This is a genomic window from Arthrobacter sp. StoSoilB20 (genome assembly GCF_019977295.1).
GTDB classification, from domain to species: Bacteria; Actinomycetota; Actinomycetes; order Actinomycetales; family Micrococcaceae; genus Arthrobacter; species Arthrobacter nicotinovorans_A.
In genome coordinates, this window is record NZ_AP024651.1 from 560,800 (window position 1) to 578,948 (window position 18,149).

Annotated in this window: 18 protein-coding genes; 14 read left to right on the forward strand and 4 right to left on the reverse strand. The window is 63.3% G+C overall.

Going from position 1 to position 18,149, the window contains the following annotated elements; translation table 11 throughout:
* Positions 1 to 5 precede the first annotated feature (5 nt).
* Positions 6 to 230: a hypothetical protein gene (locus LDN85_RS02715; RefSeq protein WP_026542247.1), complete on the forward strand. Its 225-nt coding sequence runs from the start codon at positions 6 to 8 to the stop codon at positions 228 to 230.
* An 85-nt stretch (positions 231 to 315) separates the two neighbouring features.
* On the opposite strand, the gene LDN85_RS02720 is transcribed toward LDN85_RS02715, so the two are convergent.
* Together LDN85_RS02720 and LDN85_RS02725 are read right to left on the reverse strand one after the other, a co-directional pair.
* Positions 316 to 1,680, reverse strand: coding sequence for a DUF1524 domain-containing protein (locus LDN85_RS02720; RefSeq protein WP_223944520.1), 1,365 nt, complete (start codon positions 1,678 to 1,680; stop codon positions 316 to 318).
* Between the two features lie 195 nt (positions 1,681 to 1,875).
* The gene (locus LDN85_RS02725; RefSeq protein ID WP_026542249.1) at positions 1,876 to 2,808 is read right to left on the reverse strand and encodes a LysR family transcriptional regulator; all 933 of its coding nucleotides are present in this window, start codon (positions 2,806 to 2,808) and stop codon (positions 1,876 to 1,878) included.
* Between the two features lie 161 nt (positions 2,809 to 2,969).
* Here LDN85_RS02725 and LDN85_RS02730 point away from each other — a divergent pair, with 161 nt between their 5' ends.
* Positions 2,970 to 4,271: an aromatic ring-hydroxylating dioxygenase subunit alpha gene (locus LDN85_RS02730; RefSeq protein ID WP_026542250.1), complete on the forward strand. Its 1,302-nt coding sequence runs from the start codon at positions 2,970 to 2,972 to the stop codon at positions 4,269 to 4,271.
* Positions 4,268 to 5,683 (forward strand): ferredoxin reductase, encoded by a 1,416-nt coding sequence (locus tag LDN85_RS02735; RefSeq protein WP_223944521.1) that lies wholly within the window; start codon positions 4,268 to 4,270, stop codon positions 5,681 to 5,683. Before LDN85_RS02730 ends, LDN85_RS02735 begins: the two co-directional genes overlap by 4 nt.
* Positions 5,684 to 5,688: 5 nt before the next feature.
* On the opposite strand, the gene LDN85_RS02740 is transcribed toward LDN85_RS02735, so the two are convergent.
* On the reverse strand, positions 5,689 to 6,963 hold the full coding sequence (locus tag LDN85_RS02740; protein WP_223944522.1) for a LuxR C-terminal-related transcriptional regulator: 1,275 nt from the start codon (positions 6,961 to 6,963) through the stop codon (positions 5,689 to 5,691).
* 152 nt (positions 6,964 to 7,115) lie between these two features.
* Between LDN85_RS02740 and hxlB the strand changes: the two genes are divergently transcribed.
* From hxlB to LDN85_RS02785, 9 genes are all read left to right on the forward strand, one after another.
* Complete coding sequence (gene hxlB, locus LDN85_RS02745) at positions 7,116 to 7,706, forward strand: 6-phospho-3-hexuloisomerase (RefSeq protein WP_223944523.1); 591 nt, start codon at positions 7,116 to 7,118, stop codon at positions 7,704 to 7,706.
* A gap of 61 nt (positions 7,707 to 7,767) precedes the next feature.
* Entirely contained in the window at positions 7,768 to 8,391 is a 624-nt protein-coding gene (gene hxlA, locus LDN85_RS02750; protein ID WP_026542254.1) for a 3-hexulose-6-phosphate synthase, read from the forward strand.
* 152 nt (positions 8,392 to 8,543) lie between these two features.
* The gene (locus tag LDN85_RS02755) at positions 8,544 to 8,885 is read left to right on the forward strand and encodes a hypothetical protein (protein WP_026542255.1); all 342 of its coding nucleotides are present in this window, start codon (positions 8,544 to 8,546) and stop codon (positions 8,883 to 8,885) included.
* A gap of 94 nt (positions 8,886 to 8,979) precedes the next feature.
* Positions 8,980 to 10,371 carry a deoxyribodipyrimidine photo-lyase gene (locus LDN85_RS02760; RefSeq protein ID WP_223944524.1) on the forward strand — a complete coding sequence of 464 codons (1,392 nt, stop codon included), beginning with the start codon at positions 8,980 to 8,982 and terminating at the stop codon, positions 10,369 to 10,371.
* Positions 10,372 to 10,522: 151 nt separating this feature from the next.
* Positions 10,523 to 12,022 carry a CoA-acylating methylmalonate-semialdehyde dehydrogenase gene (locus LDN85_RS02765; RefSeq protein WP_026542257.1) on the forward strand — a complete coding sequence of 500 codons (1,500 nt, stop codon included), beginning with the start codon at positions 10,523 to 10,525 and terminating at the stop codon, positions 12,020 to 12,022.
* Positions 12,022 to 13,095, forward strand: coding sequence for an enoyl-CoA hydratase/isomerase family protein (locus LDN85_RS02770; protein ID WP_223944525.1), 1,074 nt, complete (start codon positions 12,022 to 12,024; stop codon positions 13,093 to 13,095). Before LDN85_RS02765 ends, LDN85_RS02770 begins: the two co-directional genes overlap by 1 nt.
* On the forward strand, positions 13,092 to 14,033 hold the full coding sequence (gene mmsB / locus LDN85_RS02775) for a 3-hydroxyisobutyrate dehydrogenase (RefSeq protein WP_223944526.1): 942 nt from the start codon (positions 13,092 to 13,094) through the stop codon (positions 14,031 to 14,033). Before LDN85_RS02770 ends, mmsB begins: the two co-directional genes overlap by 4 nt.
* 47 nt (positions 14,034 to 14,080) lie before the next feature.
* Complete coding sequence (locus LDN85_RS02780; protein ID WP_026542260.1) at positions 14,081 to 14,860, forward strand: enoyl-CoA hydratase; 780 nt, start codon at positions 14,081 to 14,083, stop codon at positions 14,858 to 14,860.
* A 62-nt stretch (positions 14,861 to 14,922) separates the two neighbouring features.
* Entirely contained in the window at positions 14,923 to 15,210 is a 288-nt protein-coding gene (locus tag LDN85_RS02785) for a DUF4190 domain-containing protein (RefSeq protein WP_051420990.1), read from the forward strand.
* A gap of 264 nt (positions 15,211 to 15,474) precedes the next feature.
* Here LDN85_RS02785 and LDN85_RS02790 read toward each other — a convergent pair whose 3' ends face one another.
* Positions 15,475 to 16,146, reverse strand: coding sequence for a TenA family protein (locus LDN85_RS02790; protein WP_091553803.1), 672 nt, complete (start codon positions 16,144 to 16,146; stop codon positions 15,475 to 15,477).
* A 106-nt stretch (positions 16,147 to 16,252) separates the two neighbouring features.
* Here LDN85_RS02790 and LDN85_RS02795 point away from each other — a divergent pair, with 106 nt between their 5' ends.
* Both LDN85_RS02795 and LDN85_RS02800 read left to right on the forward strand, forming a co-directional pair.
* Positions 16,253 to 17,128 (forward strand): universal stress protein, encoded by an 876-nt coding sequence (locus LDN85_RS02795; RefSeq protein WP_223944527.1) that lies wholly within the window; start codon positions 16,253 to 16,255, stop codon positions 17,126 to 17,128.
* A 79-nt stretch (positions 17,129 to 17,207) separates the two neighbouring features.
* Entirely contained in the window at positions 17,208 to 18,104 is an 897-nt protein-coding gene (locus tag LDN85_RS02800) for a helix-turn-helix transcriptional regulator (RefSeq protein WP_223944528.1), read from the forward strand.
* The last annotated feature ends 45 nt before the right edge of the window (positions 18,105 to 18,149 follow it).

Sequence of the window (18,149 nt, forward strand, 5' to 3'; positions counted from 1 at the left end):
AGAAAATGACGGATCTTGCCCTGGTCAAAACTGTTCATGGCCGTGGCCTCCGGAAGGACTGGGCCCAGTTGATCGGCCACACCGTAGAGGTGTGGTTACTCGACCACCACGTTCTCACCGGGGTGGTGGAGCAGGCCGCCGACGATGACTCGGTGCTCTGGATCGCGGCCGAGGGGCTGTCCACCCGGAAGCTCTTCGACAAGTCCACGGGCTACCAGGTGTGGGCTTAGCTGAGCGCCGGGCTTTTGGCGCCGGGCTGAAGATGCCCCCGCAGTTGCCTGCGGGGGCATCAGGCTCCTTGGCCTCGTCTATCGTCTACTCGCAGGCGACGCCGTCTTTGTCCCGGTCCAGGCCTGCACGGTAGCCCGCTTGCCCCGCGTGCAGGGGTGCGGCACCGGCAGCCCTGGCAGCATCGCAGTTCGCGTAGTAAGCCGCGGCGGGAGCAGGTGCTGCAGGTGCCGGAGCGGGTGCTACAGGTGCCGGCGCGGGAGCAGCCGGAGCCGGTGCTGCCGGAGCGGGTGCTGCCGGTGCCGGCGCTGGAACCACTGCTTGGGCCGGCGCGGGTGCAGGTGCTGGTTCCACAACGGTGACTGGGGTTGTGTGTGCAGGCTCAGGCGTAACGGGCGCCGACTGGTCCGTCGGCGCAGTCTGCCCCGGGCAGTCGCTCAGAACACGAGCCATGGCATCGTACTCGGCCTGGGTTACCCAGAGGCTGTACGTGGCTTTGACGGAGATTTGCCGCGCGACATACTCGCAACGGAAACTCTTGTTCGGCGGCAACCACGTTGCGGAGTCCCCGTCACTCTTTTGCTGATTGGTGGGTCCGTCCGTGGCCTGTAGGTTCAGCGGGTCATTGGCGAAGGCCGTCCTCTGTTCCAGGCTCAGCTGCTGAGCTCCCTTTTGCCAGGCGTCACTAAGGGCCACTACATGGTCGATCTGGACCATGCTGCTGGTGGCGGCGCCGCGAACGAAGTTGATGGTCTTGGCGGTGTAGGGGTCAGCAAGGTTGCCGCTCTGAACCTTGCAAGGAACAGCATTGGTGTAAGCAACTTGCGTCAGATCCCGTTTGAGTGTGTCGTTGCGGGTGTCGCAGCCATTTCGATCCACGTCCGCCCATGCCTGACCGAATTGATTGCGATCATAGCCGGTCTTTGGCGCCCGGCCCTTGATGGCCAGGGTTGCCAGCACATCCAGAGCCTTGGAGCCATATGCAGGCTGGGCCCTTGGTGCCCTGTACGCAACAGATGCAGCAACCGCGGTGGTCGTTTCCGGATCCAAGGGTGTCGATGCTTCCACGCCTGTTGGTGTGGGGGTCGGCGTTGCGCTGGCAGTCGCTGGCCCTGTCAGCTTTTGCGCCTCGGCCGCGGGTTCTGAGGCTTGCAATGTCTCCTTGGGCTCAACAGGAACAAGAGCTGCGCCGGCAATCAGGGCTACCAAGGCTCCCGTCAACACAACGGCTCCCGCTTTTCGGCCTCCGGGCACCAGCGCCCACGAGCGTCGGCCGGTGGCTGCAATGTAGAGCCCCGTCAACAGTGCCAGGAGGCCAAGCATGATCAGCGCTCCGCCAAAGCCTGAGCTGACCGCGCCCAGCAGAAGCAAAAGAACAGCGAGAATGCCGACGCAAAGGGTGGATGTGCGCAGGCGAAAGGAGCCCGAATTGGGCGGAGTGTAATTGGACAAGAAATCCCCATTTCGACGTCGTGCCGCGCCTTTCGCGGTCGACAGTGTGGCGCCGGTAGCTGGACGCTCTTGGGATTCTAGTATCCGAATTACAGGATTGTAATTTGGGCCGGATTATTACATAGAGGTATTCATAGCGAAAGTCATATGAGGCCGCCTGTGGATAAGTGACCGCGCTGGACTAGCCCGTGCGTCTCAGTGCTCGTCTTCCGGCCGGGCCGTGAGGATGCGGTGGGCGTTCTCCTGCAAAATGCCGAGCGACTCCTGAATGAGTGGTGAGGCGATGCTGCCCCGACGTGCTGCAGCCACAATGCGTCGGGTGGGCTTGCCCTTGCCCGTGATGCGCAACCGGACAACATTCTCTGCGTTGTTCAGGGGCGCCAACCTTGGCAGCAGGCCGACGCCCAGGCCTGCGCCCACGAACGCTATCTGGGTTTCCCATTCCACTGCCTCGTGCGCCACCCGGGGTGTCACCCCCACGGCTGTAAAGGCGGCTGTGAAGAGGGAGTGGTACGTGGAGCCGGCGGCCTCGGTGATCCAAGGTTCGGAGGCAAGCTCTTCGAGCGTTACCGATTCCTGCGCTGCCAGTGGATGGTCCGCGGGAATGATCACGTCCAGGGGATCGTCCAACAGCACGGTCTGCTCGAACCGGGGATCGTCCTCACCGTAGGTTTCGGACTGCATGGCCACGATCACGGCGAGGTCGATTCGTTCTGCCACCAACAAGTCGAAGCAACGGGCCGGGTTGGCCTCCAGCACCTGGACTTCCAGCAGGGGACGCGTCGAGCGCAGCGTGGCGGCGAGCGGCGCCAGCAACTGTGCGGCCGCCGTCGAGAATCCGCCCAGGCCGAAACGTGACTGTACTTGATCGCCGGCTTTCATTGCCGCTGCCCGGAGGCGCTCCCATTCGGCAATCAGGGCGTCTGAGCCCGTCACCAAAAAGCGTCCCGTGGCGGTCAATCGAACGCCCCGGCCGTCCTTGGTCAGCAGCTGCATTCCCAGCATTCGCTGGAGCTCGCGGAGTTGCGCGGAGACGGCTGAGGGGGAGTAGCCAGTGAGCTCCGCAGTGGCGCCAATGGTGCCGCAGCGGGCAAACACCCGGAGTGTGATGAGCCTCGCATCGATCATGCACCTATTGTGCACGGTTATCTTCTGAATCTTGCGCTTTTGTTGCGGTTCAATCGTCCCTAATCTCATGACTATAAGGTTTTCGACAACGCCGCTCGCCCCAAACGCAGCCGTGCTCCCCACGAAACACACTCTGACCCACGCCTCCCGGGAGGAAACATATGTCTGCACCAGTCTTGCCCCTCAACTCACGTGGAAAACTCGCTTCATCCTTGCCTGCAGAGCAGCTGGCAGAGATCAGCGGTTTGTTCGAGTTCCGGCGCAAGGGATTTTCCCTGGACGCGCCCTTCTACACCGATTCCACGATCTTCAAGATCGACATGGAGGCCATCTTTGGCCAACATTGGATCTTCGCCGCCAGCATCGCCGAACTGCCGGAGCCGGGCGACTACGTCACCGTCGACTATGGTCCCTACTCCCTGATCGTGCTGCGCAATGACGACGGCGGCGTGAACGTCCTGCACAACGTCTGCCGCCACCGCGGTGCCCGCGTCCTGACCGAAACCGCGGGCTCCACAGGAAACCTGGTGTGCGGCTACCACTCCTGGACGTACTCACCGGAAGGGAACCTGATCCACGCTTCGGCGCCGGGAGAGACGAAGTTCGACAAGAGCTGCTTCGGCCTCAAGCGTGCCCACAGCCGCGTAGTGGCCGGACTCATCTTCGTCTGCGTAGCGGACGAGCCGCCCACCGATTTTGACGAGACCTCCAAGATCTTCGAGCCCTACCTCGCACCCCACGATCTGTCCAAGACGAAGATTGCCTACCAGCAGAACATCATCGAAGAGGGCAACTGGAAGCTCGTCATGGAGAACAACCGTGAGTGCTACCACTGCGACGGCCACCCGGAGCTCGCTTGCTCGCTCTTCCCCACGTGGGGACTGACCGAGGGCCTGATTCCAGCCCACCTTGAGGAAGTGTGGGACCGCAACAAGGAAGCACAGTCCTCCCTTGAGGAGCGTTGCCGCCGCTACGGCCTTCCGTACGAGGTTGTGGAGGAGCTCGATACCAGGATCGCCGGCATCCGCATTTCACGCGAATCGCTCGACGGCGAAGGCGAGTCGTTCTCGCCCGATGGCCGCAGGCTCTCCAAGAAGCTGCTCGGCGACTTGCGGGACTTCCGCCTGGGCCGCTGCTCGATGCACCTGCAGCCCAACAGCTGGTTCCATTTCCAGAGCGACCACGTCATCACCTTCGGCGTCTTCCCCATCAATGAACACCAGTCCTTGGTGCGCACCACCTGGCTGGTTGCCGACGACGCCGTGGAAGGCGTGGACTACGACCTCGAGAAGCTCACCTACACCTGGAAGCAGACCAACCTGCAGGACAAGGCGTTCGTGGAGCTGTGCCAGACCGGTGCCGGCAGCCCTGCCTACGAGCCCGGCCCGTACATGAAGAGCGAGTACCAGGTGGAGGCCTTCATCAACTGGTACGTCCAGCGTGTCCAGGAGCACTTGGCATGACCGAAGTCCTCACCGAGACAGTGGTCCAGGAGCCCCATCGCATCCGCGGTCTTGAAATGCCATGGAACAGGGTCATGGGCAGCACCGAGGGGCCAGCCAGTGCCGCCCGGGCCCTGGGTCCCTGGCATCCGCAGGAGTTCATGGCCGAATGCGTGGAAGTTGTTCCCGAAGTGGGCGGCATGATGACTTTCGTGTTCCGCCGTTCCGACGGCGCACCCCTGGCCTTCCGTGCCGGCCAGTACGTCAATGTTGCCTTCCCGGTGAACGGCGGGGACCAGGACCCTGCGGACCGCAGCTACTCGCTGTCCAGTGCGCCCACCAAGCCGTGGACCTTTGACATTACGGTCAAACGGGACCCCACCGGGCTGGTTTCGCCGTGGGTGCATGAGAACATCAAACCTGGCACGGTCCTTGAGATGCTGGGGCCGGTGGGCGCCTTCCACCTCCCTGATGCAGACAGGCGGGCGCGGTACCTCCTGCTGGCCGCCGGTGCAGGCATCACGCCCATCATGTCCATGGTGCGGACCATCCACTCCTTGCCCGGACAGGCCGATGTGGTGGTGCTGTATCACGGCGCGGCAGCCGAAGGCTTTGCCTTTAATAAGGAGCTTGCCTACATTGCCTCGGTGGACTCGCGCATCAAGGTCTTCTATTCCCTGGGTGACCGCGGCAAGCCCGAGGACTGGGAGGGCCTGACGGGACGGCTGACGGCCGCCATGCTCGAGGAAGTGGCACCCGATGCCAACGGCCGCCAGGTCTATGCCTGCGGTCCTGAAGGCTACTTGAACACCGCCACCGAGCTCCTGGGGAAGGTGGGCGTGGACGATACCTCCATCCACATGGAGTTCTTCACGGGTGATCGCCAGACCATCCTCGAATACCAGGCGGAGCTGGCCCTTGCAGCGGACATTGCGGAGGAAATCGCCGAGGAAATCGCCGATTCCGCCGAGGACTACTACGAAAGCCAACCCACGGCGTTTGGACTCTACGAGCCAGGCTACGACGCTGAAGGAACGTTGAAAGCCACCGGCCTGCCGCTGGAAACCACCGATCCGGAGGCGGCAGGTACTGAACCTTCCGACGCCGGTCCTCACGCCGGGCAGGAGGCCGCTGCCCCTGACGCGTCGAGCTTTGACACTGTGGGAACGGGAAGCCTCACCCTGTCCTTCCTGCGGACGGGCATTAACGTGCGCGTCGACCCCACCGAGCACATCCTCGGCCCGGCCCAGCGTGCGGGCGTCAGGATCGGCGCCAACTGCAAGGAAGGCATGTGCGGCTCCTGCAAAGTGGTCAAGCTTTCAGGGGATGTGGAGATGAACCACCAAGGCGGCATCCGTGCCCGGGAAATCGACGCCGGAAAGTTCCTGCCCTGCTGTTCCACCGCGCTCACCGACATGGTGATCGACGCCTAGTACGGCTACCGGAGTCCCGCACTGTGGGCCAGCGCAATGGCCTCAGTGCGGGACCGGACGTCCAGTTTTCGGAAGAGGTTCCGGAGATGGAATTTCACGGTATTTTCGCTGATGCCGAGGTCCGTCGCGATCGTCCGGTTACGCTGGCCCGCGGCCAGCAGTTGAAGAACTTCAAGTTCCCGGGCGGCCAGCCCCCATCCGGCTGCATCCCCTGCCGGAGTTGATGGCGGATCGAGCGGCAGGACCACGGAGATGTCGGCTCCCCATCCCGGCATGATCTCCACGTTCATGGTCCCGTCCACAGCCTGCACGCGTTGAAGCAACCGTTCCAGGTTGGGTCCCTGAGGGGAAAGCTCACCGCCGCCGTCGTCCCTGACGTTGATCAGCAGGTTCTCGCCGTCGCAGTCCCACTGGGCCCGGACCCGATGAACCTCCGACTGCTCTGCGATCGCCAGGACCAAGCCCCGAACCACAGCCCTGGCTGCGTGGGCCACCTCTCCGGGCAGTGCCCTGCCGTTCGCCGGTGGTTCGATGAACTGGATGTCGATGTTGCTGAAGTGCATGAGTGGCCGGAGGTCTTCCCGGAGCCGTTCGAACGCTTTGGCCACAGGCTCCTCCACCAGGTTGTTGGTGTGGTCACTGAGGGTCCGCAGCCCCACCAGGGCTTTGGCAGTCAGATCGGTGACGAAGGTGCGGGCGGCCCGATCATCCAGCGAGTTTGACCTGAGCGCGGCGAGGACTGTCTCCAGGGTTGTCGAGTGCTGGTCTACCAGCTCGCCGGTGACGCGAATACGCTCCGCGGATGCGGCCCGGGATTCCAAGAGGTACGACGGCGGTGCGTCGCTGACTTTTTCCTGGATCCGCGCCGCTGCAAGCCCCCAGAGGTAGGCCATCAACCGTAGGGATCCTTCCCCTGCATCCGGCTCAACTGGCGCCGGATCGGTAAGCACCAGCAGGGCGTTGCTGGGTGGGTAGCGGAAAGCGAGGACCTCCCTGGGCCCACCGGCGATCCGGGCCGACCCCCGCCACGGTCCGTCGCCCTCCATGGCGGCGCGCAGGCCTTCCAGCTCGGGGATGGAGACCCTGCTGACGATGTCCTCGGCGCCTGCTTTCTTCTGCGGCCGGCCAGTGCAGTCCTCGGTAAAGATGACCAAGGCACTTGACTCCAGATACGGATGTATCCCTGCGCGAAGCTCCTCGGCAATGCCCGTCAAGGGGGCTTTGGCGATGGACGCAACCGCCTCCAGGAGGGGCCAGTGGAACTCGGTGGGATGGGACATGTCATGCAGCTTAGGCCAATGACATCGGCCCTGACTACCCAAAGGAGTAGCCATAACCGTCCCTTTTTAGCGTTTCCCCTACCTGAACTGACCGGAAGAATCATGGGTAGCCCCTCAACGACGGCAATAACCTACCTGCAAAAGGAGTGACGATGAGCATCACCGCAGAACCAGCGGCAAGCACCCATGACGATGTGGCCGGCAACGTATCCCTGATCCTGGGCGAGCTTGCCGGCACCACCTCAGGCATTGACTACGCCGATGTGTCAGGTCTTGCGGAGAAGATCAGTACTGCTGAACGTGTCTTCTTCGCGGGGGCCGGCCGAAGTGGCTTGGTCCTGCGGATGGCGGCGATGCGCCTGATGCACCTCGGGAAGACCGTCCACATTGCCGGCGACACTACAACACCGGCTATAACTGCCGGGGATTTGCTGGTGGTCGCTTCCGGTTCCGGTACAACGTCCGGAGTGGTCAAAGCGGCTCGAACCGCACTCTCCGCCGGGGCGCAGCTTGCCGCCATCACTACGGACGCATCTTCTCCCCTGGCAGGTCTTGCCGATGCCGTGGTTATTATCCCCGCCGCCCAAAAAACGGACCATGGTTCGGATCTTTCGCTGCAGTACTCCGGCAGCCTCTTTGAACAATCGCTTTTTCTGGTAACAGAGGCTGTTTTCCATTCTTTGTGGGGTGCCACCAACGAGCCTGCGGAGCAGCTCTGGTTGCGCCACGCCAACCTCGAATAGGGCGTCACCAGGCTCCCGTTCCCGAACGATTTACCAACCATCCAACGAAGGACATCACCCCATGAAGCTGCAAGTTGCACTCGACCTCCTCACCATCGAAGACGCCCTGGAACTGGCCGGCAAAGTGGCCGCGCACGTGGACATCATTGAGCTGGGTACGCCTCTGATCAAGGCCGAGGGCCTGTCCGCTGTGACAGCAATCAAGGAAGCGCACCCGGGCAAGATCGTGTTCGCAGACATGAAGACCATGGACGCAGGGGAACTCGAAGCCGATATCGCGTTCAAGGCCGGCGCCGACCTGGTGTCTGTCCTTGGAACGGCGGACGACTCCACTATTGCCGGAGCAGTAAAAGCCGCACAATCCCACAACAAGGGCATCGTGGTGGACCTCATTGGTGTGGCTGACAAGGTGACCCGCGCCAAGGAAGCCCGGGCTTTGGGCGCGAAATTCGTCGAGTTCCACGCCGGCCTTGATGAGCAGGCCCAACCCGGTTTCGACCTCCGCGGCCTGCTCAACGCCGGTGAAGAGGCCCGCGTGCCGTTCTCCGTGGCCGGAGGAGTCAATGCCTCAACCATTGGAGCCGTGCAGTTGGCCGGTGCGGACGTGGCAGTTGCCGGCAGCGCGATCTACAGCGCGGCCGACCCGGAACTGGCGGCGAAAGAGCTTAAGGCAGCTATTCAATAATCTCCCGCCACGACACGGGATTTTCCACCCCTCAACCCAGAGTTAACCTCATTTCGTCGTCCGGGTAACCCGAACGGGTCTATAGTGAGGGATAGGACATTCGCTGATGCAGCCCGGCGGCCCGCTTTTTCTTCCGACGCCGGAGGCCCGTAATGACCGACACCCAAATTGGCAGCTTTATTCGCGACTGTGTGGTGTTTGAGGACGACACTGAGAACGGCTTGGATTTTGACACTTTCTACGGCCTGTACATCAGCTGGTGCGTTCTTGGACGTAAGATTCCCATTCCCGACTCCGCTTTCAAGACAGCCCTGGAACTTGAGGGGCTCAGGCCCACTAAAGAAAATGGCCACAGGATCTACGCCGGGATGAGCATGGTAGGCCCGGCCGCCAGGGACTATGTGGTGAACAGCGTTCCCATGTGGCATGAGACTGAGGCCAGCACCGCCGCCCTTTCGGATATGGCGGAGGAAGCAGTTCCGTCCATCGCCTGATTTCATTCAACAGCCAGCGTCCAGCCCGTGCCCCTAGGATTTCATAGGGGGCACGGGCTGTTCCCGTTTCCGGAGTGTGCGCTGAAAGGAATTGATGAAACCGTCCATCGTATGGTTCCGGGACGACCTGAGGGTCGCCGACAATCCGGCCTTGCGGGCCGCCGTCGACGACGGCGAAGCCGTGGCTTTGTTCGTCCTCGACGAAGAGTCGCCGGGCATCCGCGCCCACGGGGGCGCCGCACGCTGGTGGCTCCACCATTCGCTGACGGCGCTGCGTGAGGACCTGGACAAACTCGGCATCCCGCTGCTGCTCCGCCGCGGTCCTGCCGCGGACATCGTGCAGAAAACGGCGACGACGCTGGGCGCGGGCGCGCTGTACTGGAACCGTCGCTACGGTGCAGCCGAGCGGACGGTCGACGCCGGACTCAAGGCTTGGGCGGGCGAGGCCGGCCTGCATGTGGCTAGTTTCCAGGCCTCCCTCCTTCATGAACCGTGGAATGTCACCACCAAAACGGGCGGACAATACAAGGTTTTTACGCCCTTCTGGCGGACAGTGTCAGCCCAGGAATTCCGTGAACCGCTGGCCGTCCCGGCAAAAGGCCACGGATTCACCGGAAAGTTGCCGGCGTACGATGACCTGGATTCCTGGCAGCTGCTGCCCACCACCCCGGACTGGTCCGGTGGATTGGCGGAGATGTGGACCCCTGGGTCAGCTGCCGGGCACAAGCGGCTCGCTGCGTTCGTGGCGGACGGACTGGATAACTACAGCGAGGGCAGGAACCGCCCGGACACTGATGGCAGCAGTTGCTTGTCTCCCTACCTGCGGTGGGGCGAGCTGAGCCCCTTTGAGGTGTGGCGTGCGCTGGGATCCAAACGTTCCGAAAGTGCAAGCATCTATGCCTCCGAGCTCGGCTGGCGCGAATTCTGCTGGCATCAGTATTTCCACAACCCGGAGATCGCCACAGCCAACCTTCGCCCCGAGTTTGACCGGTTCCCGTGGGCTTGGCCCGGTAGTAACGGAGCGAACGGGAAACACCCCGGGCATGAGAGCGCGCCGGAGGAGTTCCGCGCATGGCAGCAGGGCCGTACCGGCTTCCCCATGGTGGACGCCGGGCAACGCCAGCTGTGGCACACCGGCTGGATGCATAACCGTGTCCGCATGGTGGCTGCCAGCTTCCTCGTCAAGAACCTGGGCATCCATTGGCAGCTCGGTGAGCAGTGGTTCTGGGACACCCTGGTGGATGCCGATCCGGCGTCGAATCCTGCCAACTGGCAGTGGGTGGCGGGCTCCGGGGCGGATGCCTCGCCCTTCTTCCGGATCTTTAACCCTGAAGCCCAGCGGACCAGGTTCGATCCGCAGGGAAAGTACATTGCCCACTGGCTTCCCGAGTTCGGAACGCCCGATTATCCGGAGGAAATCGTTGACCTGAAAGCTACCCGGGCCGATGCCCTGGAGGCGTATAAGGGGATGAAGGAGGTCCACTGAGCGCCTTCACGGCACCCTCTGGAAATTAGTAGGAAGTCCGAGTATATTCAGGTTCAGAGATGACCTGGATCACAGTTGGTCACGTGTTCCCCGCAGTGGTCCCAGAACCAGCGGTACGGCAGTCATTCACGATGCAAAGGAGCATTTCACCATGGTGCGCGAACTTTCCCACTACATGGACGGCCAAAGGGTGGACGGCACGTCCGGCCGTTTCAGTGACGTCTACGATCCCTGCACAGGCGAAGTCCAGGCCCGGCTTCCGCTGGCCAGCGCGGACGAGGTCCGCAACGCCGTCGCAAATGCCGAGAAGGGCCAGCTCGAATGGGCGGCCATGAACCCGCAACGCCGCGGACGCATCCTGCTCAAGTTCGTGGACCTGGTCAACGAGAACATGGATGAACTGGCAAAACTCCTGTCCTCTGAGCACGGCAAGACCTTCGCCGACGCCAAGGGCGATATCCAACGCGGCATCGAGGTTGTGGAGTTCTCGGCCGGTGCGCCGCACTTGCTCAAAGGCGAGTTCTCGGACAACGCAGGCCAGGGGATCGACGTCCACTCGCTTCGCCAGCCCCTGGGCGTGGTGGCAGGTATTACGCCATTCAACTTCCCCGCCATGATTCCCCTCTGGAAGTCCGGTCCCGCGCTCGCCGCCGGTAACGCCTTTATCCTCAAGCCTTCCGAACGGGATCCCTCAGTGCCGCTTCGCCTTGCTGAGCTTTACAGCGAGGCAGGGGTTCCCAACGGCGTCTTCAACGTCATCAACGGCGACAAGGAAGCCGTGGATGCACTGCTCGAGGATCCACGGGTCAAGGCCATCGGCTTTGTCGGCTCCACGCCCATTGCCCAGTACATCTACGCCACGGCGGCCGCGCACGGCAAGCGGGCGCAGTGCTTCGGCGGGGCAAAGAACCACATGGTGATCATGCCCGACGCCGATCTGGACATGGCAGCCGACGCCCTGATTGGTGCCGGGTACGGTTCCGCCGGCGAACGCTGCATGGCGATCTCCGTGGCCGTACCCGTGGGCCAGGAAACTGCCGATGCGTTGGTGGCCAAGCTGACCGAGCGCGTCAAGGACCTGAAGGTGGGCCACAGCCTGGATAAGGATTCAGACTTCGGTCCCGTGGTGGCAGCTTCTGCAAAGGAGCGCATTGAGGGCTACATCCAGTCCGGCGTGGACGAAGGCGCAACCCTGGTGGCCGATGGCCGCGGACTGACCGTGGACGGTTACGACGGAGGCTTCTGGGTAGGCCCCACCCTCTTCGACAACGTCACCAAGGACATGAAGATCTACAAGGAAGAGATCTTCGGACCGGTCCTCAGCGTGCTGCGTGCAGCTGACTACGACGAAGCGCTGCGGCTCTGCAGCGAGCACGAGTTTGGCAACGGCGTCGCCATTTTCACCCGCGACGGCGACTCCGCCCGCGACTTCGCCAGCCGCGTGGAGGTGGGCATGGTGGGCATCAACGTGCCCATCCCGGTGCCTATCGCGTACTACACGTTCGGCGGCTGGAAGGCCTCCGGCTTCGGCGACCTCAACCAGCACGGCGCAGACGCCTTCCGCTTCTACACCAAGACCAAGACCGTGACGTCGCGGTGGCCCTCCGGCATCCGCCAGGGCGCCAGCTTCATCATGCCGGCAGGCAGCTGATGGGGTCCGAAGCGGCAGAGGAAGAAGTCCTGTTCGAGCGTCGCGGCCACCTGGGGATCGTCACCCTGAACCGCCCCAAGGCGGTCAACGCGCTGAACGCGGGAATGGTGGAAGCCATGCTCCGGCAGCTGACCGATTGGGCCGGCGACGACGCCGTTGCCACGGTTTTGGTGCGCGGCGCCGGTGACCGTGGGCTGTGCGCAGGCGGTGACATCGTGGCCATTTACAAGGACATGCTGCACGGCGGCACTGAAACTGCGGAGTTCTGGGCTGAGGAGTACCGCCTGAACCTGCTCATTTCGCAGTACCCCAAACCATATGTTGCGTTCATGGACGGGCTGGTTTTGGGTGGCGGCGTTGGCGTTTCGGCCCATGGCTCAGTGCGCGTGGTCACCGAACGGACGCGTACCGGCATGCCCGAGACCACGATTGGCTTTGTGCCCGACGTCGGCGGCACGCTCCTGCTGTCGCGCTCGCCGGGGGAGTCGGGAACCCACGCGGCCCTGACGGGAGCGCACCTGTCCGGTGCGGACGCGTTGTTCCTGGGACTCGCGGACCACTTTGTGCCGTCCGAAAACCTGCCCGCGCTGGCGGAAGCGCTGGAAAGCTCGACGCCGGAAGCCGCCGTCGAGCGCTTTGCGCACGCCGCGCCGGACTCGGCCCTGGCGGCCCAGCGCGAGTGGATCGACACCGCGTACGTGTATGACGACGCCGAAGAGATTGTCCGGAGCCTGCGCTCTTTGGGCGACGAGGCAGCCGCCGCAGCCGACACGATTGAAGCGAAGTCGCCCACGTCCGTGAAGGTCGCTTTGGCATCGCTGCGCCGGGTGCGGGGGCTTTCCCTGGAGGAGGCTTTGGACCAGGAATATCGCGTGGGGCTTCGCTGCCTGGCCGGTCCTGACTTCCGTGAGGGCATCCGGGCGCAGGTGGTGGACAAGGACAGGAATCCGCAATGGAAGCCGCCCATCCTGGCAGACGTCCGCCCGTCCGACGTCGAGGGCTACTTTGCGCCGCTCGGGGAACGGGAACTGGGTTTGGCCACACTGGGCAGCGAGTCGAAGGAGACGGTATGACAGAGAATGCAGCCATGGCAGATATCCAAGGATCGGAAACGGGACTCATCGCGTTCCTTGGACTCGGACATATGGGTGGGCCGATGGCGGCCAACCTGATCAAGGCCGGGCACAACGTCATTGGCTATGATCCCGTTCCGGCAGCCGTCGAGGCAGCGGTGGCCCATGGGATTCCCATGGCGGCCACGGCACATGAAGCTGCTGCGGCGGCGGCAGTGGTGCTGACCATGCTGCCCAGCGGCAAGCACGTCCTGGATGCCTATCGTGGAGTTGACGGCCCGGGACTGCTTTCCATTGCCCGGCCAAACACACTCTTCCTGGACTGTTCCACCATCAATGTGGACGAAGCCCGGGAAGCTGCCGCCGTTGCCCTTGAAGCCGGGCACCGCTCAGTGGACGCCCCGGTTTCCGGCGGTGTGGTGGGGGCCGAAGCCGGCACATTGACGTTCATGGTGGGTGCTTTGCCGGAGGACTTCGAGACCGTGAAGCCCATCCTGGAATTGATGGGTAAGAGGATCGTCCACTGCGGAGACCACGGCGCAGGGCAGGCTGCCAAGGTGTGCAACAACATGATCCTGGGAGTGTCCATGATTGCGGTGGCCGAAGCGTTTGTTCTCGGTGAAAAGTTGGGCCTCACACATCAGGCGTTGTTCGACGTCGCCTCCAACGCCTCGGGGCAATGCTGGGCCTTGACCACCAACTGCCCCGTTCCGGGACCTGTGCCCACCAGCCCGGCCAACCGCGATTACCAGCCTGGTTTTGCCGGCGCTTTGATGGCCAAGGACCTGCGCCTGGCCCTGAACGCGTTGGAAAGCACAGGTGTCGCGGCGGAGATGGGGCCGCTGGCATCACGGATTTACGATGCCTTTGCTGCAGGCGAAGGCGCCGGAAGGGACTTCTCCGGCATCATTACGGAGATCCGCGACAAGTCCGCGTGAGAGGTTTGAAAGGTAAGGGATTGATGGAGCTTGGCGAGAGGGAGAGCATGACGGAGCAGTACCAGAACATTGTGGTGGAGCGTCGGGGCCGGGTTGGCCTGGTGACCCTGAACCGGCCGGAGGCGTTGAACGCGCTGAACACTGCATTGATGAATGAACTCGTGGATGCCGTCACTTCAATGGACACCGATCCCGACGTGGGCGCAGTAGTGATCACGGGATCGGCCAAGGCGTTTGCTGCCGGCGCCGACATCAAGGAAATGTCCTCCAACAGCTACATGGACATGTACGCGGCGGACTGGTTCCGGCGCTGGGAGGACCTCACCCGCCTCCGGATCCCTGTTGTTGCTGCTGTGTCCGGTTTTGCCTTGGGTGGTGGGTGTGAGCTGGCCATGATGGCCGATTTCATCATCGCCGGCGACAACGCCAAGTTCGGCCAGCCGGAGATCAACCTGGGCGTGATCCCTGGAATGGGAGGCTCCCAGCGGCTGACCCGCGCCGTCGGCAAGGCCAAGGCCATGGACATGGTCCTGACCGGCAGGTTCATGGACGCTGATGAAGCCGAACGCTCCGGCCTGGTCTCAAGGGTGGTTCCTGCTGCTGAGGTCATCGACGAAGCGGTCAAGGCAGCGGAAGTCATCGCCTCCAAGTCCAAACCCGCCGCCATGGTGGCCAAGGAAGCCGTCAACGCGGCCTTCGAAATGGGCCTGTCCCAAGGGGTGGTCTTCGAACGGCGCGTGTTCCACTCGCTCTTCGCCACCGAGGACCAAAAGGAAGGCATGGCCGCATTCAGCGAGAAGCGCCAACCGGAGTTCAAACACCGGTAATTCGCGCGGGTTTTAGGGCGTGCCGGGGATAGACTCGGGGCACTTACAAATGGGGAGAGAACATGTCAACGGAGATCGTTCAGGCTAACCACACTGAAGCATCCACCCAGCCGATCAACCGGCAGGCCCTGGTGGCTGCGGCCATGGCCGTCCTTGCCCTCGCGGGGTTGTTCTTCGCGGGCATGGCAGTCATCGCGGTCTTCGTAGTGGGGGCGGGGCACGTGGCCCTGAACCAGATCGAGCAGCGCGGTGAACGTGGACGGGGCTTTGCCATCGCCGCTTTGGTGGTGGGCTACGGGATAGGTCTCTTGTCCCTGGGCTCGGCGCTGATCTTCGCGTTTACCGGGTAGTGCCGGGAGTTCCGCTGCTTTAGTCCGCTGCATTTGTCCGCAGATTGCGGCGCAGCTCACGGTCCTTCCTTCGTCATGTTCCACCTGATTGCGCCTCCTACTGAGGGAGACACGAAGCAAGCGGACTGAGGGACCCATGACCTGGCAATTTTGCGACAACGATTACTGCCCCGGGAGCTGGCACTGGACTGACCTGACGGGAAGTCCGGAGGCCTGCCGTGGTTCTGATGAACACGGGGCCGCTAAGCAGGGGCCCGTCCGCATCTACTTCGCGGCGTAGGCCTCGTCCGGGACAAGCGCAGCGTCGAAGAACGCCCGCTCCAGCCGCACGGCCTCGGCGAAGACCACGGCAACGCGTTGCCGCTCCTGCGGGCGTGAAGGCTCGACGGCGTCGAACTCGTCTCGCAGCCACGTCACCCACGCGTTGTACTCAGGGTTGTTGTGGAGCCGGATCCATTCGGAGTGCTTGGGTTCGGAGGGCCACTGCGCGGGACCTCCGGCGCGGCCGGCCCACTCTCCGTAAAGCCACTCAGCGACCAGCAGCACAGCGAGGACCTCTGGGTAGGAGCGGCTCGCCAGGGCTTCCCGCATGAGGGCGTCGAAGGCCTGGGTGGCACTTCCGAGGGCAGGCGATGTCCGCTCCGTTTCCGGGACGTCCAGTTCATCGAAGCAGTCCTGGAAATACGTGTTCTCGTCAGAGGCGAAAGCCCCCAGAACCCGGGCAAACACCAGGCGTGAAGGGAGCGAAGGTGCTGAGGCAACGGCCTGTCCCAGCAGGGCGGTGAAGGCATCGCAGAACTGGTAATCCTGCACCAGGTACTGGCGCAGCCGCTCATCAGGAAGGGATCCGTCCAGCAGCTGGTCCACGAACGGATGGTTCACTGCTGCGTCCCAATCAATGGCCGACTGGTTCCTGAGTTCTTCGGCAAAGCCCACGATGTTTCCTCCTGAAGTGTCAGCATCGGAGCCTAGCAGCGTGCCGTGGATTGGAAGCGAACATGACGCTCTGGTGCCGCTTAGGTGGCCGGCGTAGGCTCTGGCCATGATGAACGAGCACGCATCAAAGACGATCGTGGTTGGCTATGACGGCTCTGAGGAGGCCAACCGGGCGGTCCGGTGGGCGGCCGGGCATGCGGTCTTGCGGGGTTGTTCGCTGCAGATTGTGCACTGCTCGCTGTGGGTACTGCTGTCCCAGAACCGGGGCCCGGTCCCTGGAGTGGCCGACAGCGGATTGGAACGCGCGGCGCACAAAGTCCTGGAGGAAGGGGTGGCCCTGGCCAAGGAGACCGTCCCCGAACTGGATGTTCGCGGCACCTTGCTGCACGGGATGCCCCGCGATCATCTGGTCCACGTTTCAGCCGGGGCTGCGATGTTGGTGCTCGGAAGCCGGGGCCTTGGCGGATTCATGGGCTTGCTGGTGGGGTCCGTGAGTTTGGAAATGGCGGCAACCGCCGAATGCCCGGTGGCTGTGATCCGCGCCGACGACCATCCCGACGGTCCCGTCCTGCTGGCGGTGGATGAGACAGGTTCGCCGGCAGCACTCGAGGACGCATGCCTGTTTGCGGCAGCAACAGGTGCCGAACTCATGATCGTCCACGTGCTGCACGAGCCCGAGGGCTACAGGCGGTTGCGCGAGCCCGTGGAGGCTTACCCGGACGCTGAAGCGATGCTCGACTCCGTGCTGAGCCATGCCCGGCACAAAGCCCCCGGGATCGCAGTGTCCGGCGAGTTGCTGGTGGACTCATCCTTCTCCCGTGCCGTGGTCAAAGCTTCACAAGGTGCTCGGCTCACGGTGGTGGGGACCAAAGGACATGGCCTCATCAAAGGCACCATCGGCTCAACCGCCCACGCTGTGCTCCACCACGCCCACAGTCCCGTGCTGGTTTCACGCCGCAAAGCCGCCTCCGAGGAGACGTAACCATTCTTTCCGGCGTTGTCGTGGTGGAGGCCCTCGCAGGGACTCCCTCCCATGAAAGACCCGCCCTAGCATGGAGGGCATGGACAACAGGGCAGAAGTACGCGAATTCCTGATTTCCCGGCGGGCACAGGTGGCACCGGAACAGGTTGGCTTGCCCACCGGATCCAACCGTCGGGTCAAGGGATTGCGTCGCAGCGAAGTTGCCACGCTTGCAGGTCTGAGCGTGGAGTATTACACGCGTTTGGAGCGCGGCGCCATCAGCGGAGCTTCGCCGCAAGTACTGGAGAGCCTGGCCAGGGCACTGAACCTGGACGACGCCGAGCGGGCGCACCTGTTCGATCTCGCCCACGCCGCCAGTCCCGTAGCGCGGCCCCCGAGGCGCCGGAACTCCACGTCCTATGTTCCCCACCAGAGCCTGCAATGGGCACTGGACGCCGTCACGGCCGGCCCCGCCTTCGTCAGGAACGGCCGGATGGATCTGCTTGCTGTTAACCCCTTGGCCCGGGCGTTCTATAAGGACTGCTACGACATGCCCGGCCAGTCACCCAACATCGCCAGGTTCACCTTCCTCGACCAGCGTGCCCATCAGTTCTATCCGGTCTGGGACGCCTTCGCCGAGGTCACCGTTTCCATCCTGCGCACTGAGGCTGGCCGCGACCCGCACAACAAAGAACTTCACGATCTCATTGGCGAGCTCAGCACCCGCAGCGAGGAATTCCGCACCCGCTGGGGCGCCCACAACGTCCGCCATCACGGCACCGGGTTCAAGACGTTCAACCACCCGGTTGTCGGCGAGATGACGCTAGCGTTTGAGGGCCTGGAGATGGCAGCAGAACCTGGACTGACCCTCACCATCTACGCGGCGGAACCCGGATCGCCGTCGGCCGAGCGCCTGCAACTGTTGGCATCATGGGCAGCCAGCGAATACGGGCAAGGCGCCCACCCGGCGTCGGAAAAGACGCGGACGGACAGCTGACCGCCGGACAGCGTGCGACGGCGGTGCGTGCGACGGCGGTGCGTG